At 69.2% G+C, this 3,220-nt stretch carries 5 protein-coding genes; 3 read left to right on the forward strand and 2 right to left on the reverse strand.

The annotated features are described in order from the left end of the window. Positions 1–323, reverse strand: a 323-nt coding sequence (locus IG98_RS47970) for an RRXRR domain-containing protein (RefSeq protein ID WP_030926358.1), incomplete at its 3' end; no start/stop codon positions are given. Between the two features lie 483 nt (positions 324–806). Here IG98_RS47970 and IG98_RS47975 point away from each other — a divergent pair. Further along, on the forward strand, positions 807–1,154 hold the full coding sequence (locus IG98_RS47975; RefSeq protein WP_157594895.1) for a luciferase domain-containing protein: 348 nt from the start codon (positions 807–809) through the stop codon (positions 1,152–1,154). On the opposite strand, the gene leuE is transcribed toward IG98_RS47975, so the two are convergent. Continuing rightward, entirely contained in the window at positions 1,135–1,788 is a 654-nt protein-coding gene (gene leuE / locus IG98_RS0143595; RefSeq protein WP_030926361.1) for a leucine efflux protein LeuE, read from the reverse strand. The two genes, IG98_RS47975 and leuE, sit on opposite strands and share 20 nt — an antisense overlap. 53 nt (positions 1,789–1,841) lie before the next feature. Between leuE and IG98_RS0143600 the strand changes: the two genes are divergently transcribed. Together IG98_RS0143600 and IG98_RS49925 are read left to right on the forward strand one after the other, a co-directional pair. Next, on the forward strand, positions 1,842–2,195 hold the full coding sequence (locus IG98_RS0143600) for a putative sulfate exporter family transporter (protein ID WP_245651969.1): 354 nt from the start codon (positions 1,842–1,844) through the stop codon (positions 2,193–2,195). Positions 2,196–2,943: 748 nt separating this feature from the next. Then, on the forward strand, positions 2,944–3,220 hold a 277-nt coding region (locus IG98_RS49925; protein WP_157594896.1), incomplete at its 3' end, for a cellulose binding domain-containing protein.

Genomic DNA, 3,220 nt, shown 5'->3' on the forward strand with positions numbered 1-3,220 from the left:
GCGCTGCGGCGTCGCCGTCGATACTGCGAGCGGGCGGTGAGCCTGTCGCGGATCGCCGCGCCCCGGTGGTCGAGCTGGATCGCGTACCGTCCGGTCCGGATCCCGCCGCGGTCGGTGAATATGGCCAGGCCGGTGTGCTTGGAGCCGGGGTCGATGCCGACCTGTACGCCTGCCACGACGGAGTCGGCAGCCGACCGGTCTTTGAGGCGGATGACGAACGGGGTGTGGTGCACCACCACCGCCCGCCCGGCCGCCAGCAGGCGGCGGGCGCGGGCGGGGTGGCAGGGGTCGAGCGGGTGGCCGCGCTTGTCGAGGACGAACACGGCCGGGTGAACCTCACGGTTGGCTCCCTCGGACGCCGAAGCGCCCTCGGGGTGACGCCGGTGCGGCGGTGCGGCCGGACCGATCTCCCCTCGCCCAGGTTGAACACCAGGTACCGCCTGACGGCGGTGTCCGTGAGCCGTTTCGTGCCCACCCTCGGGCGTGTCTGCTCCCACGGATTCCAGAGCGGCAGGCTGAGGAAGCACCCGCCGGTGGGTCTGCTTGGATGTTCGCGCCTACCCCGGCACGCCGTATGCATGCCGGCCATGTCGAGGGCGATCGCGGAGATTGCCGTCTCCGGCTGGTCACCGGCCACTCACCGTATCCGACCGAGGCCCACCTGCTCGTGAAAACCGCTTATTACCATCTCAATCAGGTGTGAGGGAAGTGTGAATTATTACGATTAATGAAGACGATCACGTGCCCGGTAACGGTTGAGAAACGGAAGCTTTCCCGATTGGGTCCGGTCCGCGACCATGGGAGACATGGCAGTGCTGAGCACGCGCGCGTCCCGCCATTCCACCGAGGGCGTCGCGAATGTGGCGGCCCAGCTCATCGGCTGGCCCGACCTGGCGCTGAAACGCACCCGCCGGGGGCTGGGATTTCGCTCCGGCGGCCGGGAGATCGTCAGAATGTCCGGCGATCACACCGCGGAACTGCTCCTCACCACCGACGTGATCGACCGGTGGGCCCGGGTGCTCACCGACTGCCGGCGGGTCACTCCGGGCGCGGACGCCGGGTGGGTGGCCATGACCATCGAGGGGCGGGCCGACGCCGAGTTGTTCCTCTCGCTGGTCAGCGTCGCGATCAAGGTCAACCAAGGGTCGCGGTAGCCAGCCGCATGCCGAAGCCGATGAAGAGCGCGCCCACGCCCGTCCGCAGCGCCGTCGACATGCCGCGGCGGGCCCGGAACCGGCTGACCAGGAACGTGCCGCCGAAGATCAGCGCCGACAGGTAGAGCACGCTGAACACCTGGCAGATCGCGCCCAGGATCAGGAACGACAGCGCGGGGGTGCCGTAGGCGGGGTCCACGAACTGGATGAAGAACGAGATGAAGAACAGGATCGCCTTCGGGTTCATCAGGCTGATGACCAGGGCCTTGCGGAAGGGGCTCTCCGCGGTCCGCTCCGGTTCGGGGGGCGTCGCCCGCGCGGCCTCGGGGGAGCGCCGTGAGCGCCAGGCCCCCCGCAGCATCTGGAAGCCGATCCAGGCCAGATAGCCGGCCCCGGCGTACTTGACGACGTTGAACAGGATCGGTGTCGACTTCAGCAGTGACGCGACCCCCGCCGCGGCGAGCACCATCAGGACGGTGTCGCCGAGGAAGACCCCCATGACCCCTCGGTATCCCTGGCGCACCCCGCGCTGGGCGGCGGTGCTCAGCACGTACAGCGAGTTCGGGCCGGGCAGCAGGATGATGAAGAAGGCGCCGACCACATAGGTCCAGATGTCGGTGATGCCAAAGAACATGGTGGTGCTCCAGGGGGCGTTACGGGATGCCTCGCTACCGTACCGCCGGATATGTGCCTACCGGCCGGTGGGTCCGATGGCCGGTAAGTGAAGCCGGCCTGGACGACAGGCTCCGCGCGCTACTGTCGGCCGCGGTGTCGATCTGCGGGGTGAGCGCGGCCATCGCGGCGGCGGGCGCCGTCCAGGCCAGGCGCGAGCAACTCGCCTACAGCGCCAGCCTGGTGATCGCCTTCGCCCTGCCGTCCATCTTCGTCCTGCCCTGGCTGGCCGGGGTCTTCGGGCTCAGTCCGGAGGTGGCGGGGGCGTGGATCGGCGGCAACATCGACACCACCGCCGCGACCCTGGTCAACGTGGTGGTCGCCCTCGGATTGGCACTTCTGCTCTTCAGCGGGTTCGACATCGCCTGAGAGTCGGGTGAGCGGGCGTCCGGTGCGGTTCGCCGCACCGGGCGCCTTCGTCGTGCCAGGGAACGGTCGCCGTGCGTTTTGGAACGTTCCCTGCGGACGGCGCGGCGGTTGATGTTTTTGGGCCTTGTGGCAGGACTCTGTCAAGGCTACGATCACGACAACTCTTAGGAAACTTTCCTAAAAGAAGTGCCGAATGGGGGTGCCCTTGGCTCGTGCGCCCCCTGTGACCAGATTGTGAGCTGCGAAAACTCGGCGGCGCGAGCCGTCGAAACCGAAGGTCCGACCGTCCGGACGCCTCACCCCCCAGGTTCCACGTCCATGGGAGCGATCATGCGGCGCACCTTTCCCCTCCTCGTCCTGACTGCGGTTGCAAACCCTCGCCGCGCCCTGCCCGCGCCCGGCGCCCTCGCCCCGGCCATGCCCGGCGCCCCCGTCCAGGCCGTTCTCGGCGCCGCCGTCGCCGCACTCTCACCCGCCGATCGGCGATGCCCGGAGCGTGCGACGGTGGCGGCGCCCGCGACTCGATGAGCCCGGCGGTCCCCGGCGTCCCGCGCTGATCAACGGAACGGTCTCGCCCCGGCGGGACCGCGCCCACCTCGCCGTACGGCTCGCGTCCACGTTCATGCCCGCGCACCTCCCCGCGTGGCGCGGGCCGTACGGTCACCCCCCACACAGAACGCATGAGGTTAACGTGAAATTACGCGCCATCGCTCGTTCTCTCGTCGCCCTGGCGGCCCTCGTCCTGGCGATGACGGTCGCACTACCCGCCCAGGCAGCCTCGGCCACCGCGGTCTTCACCAAGGTCTCCGACTGGGGGACCGGCTTCGAGGGCAAGTACACGATCACCAATGGCGGTACCACCACGATCAACGGCTGGTCGGCAGGGCGACGGTGGCCGGGACGAGTGCGACGGTGTCGGGGTTGGGGGTGTGCGAGGCGCACACCTACACGGTGGCGGCGTACAACTCCGCGGGTGAGGGCCCGAAGAGCGATCCGGCCGCTGCCACCACCACCGGCTGCACCAC

It is taken from the genome of Streptosporangium amethystogenes (assembly GCF_000721075.1).
Lineage (GTDB): Bacteria > Actinomycetota > Actinomycetes > Streptosporangiales > Streptosporangiaceae > Streptosporangium > Streptosporangium amethystogenes.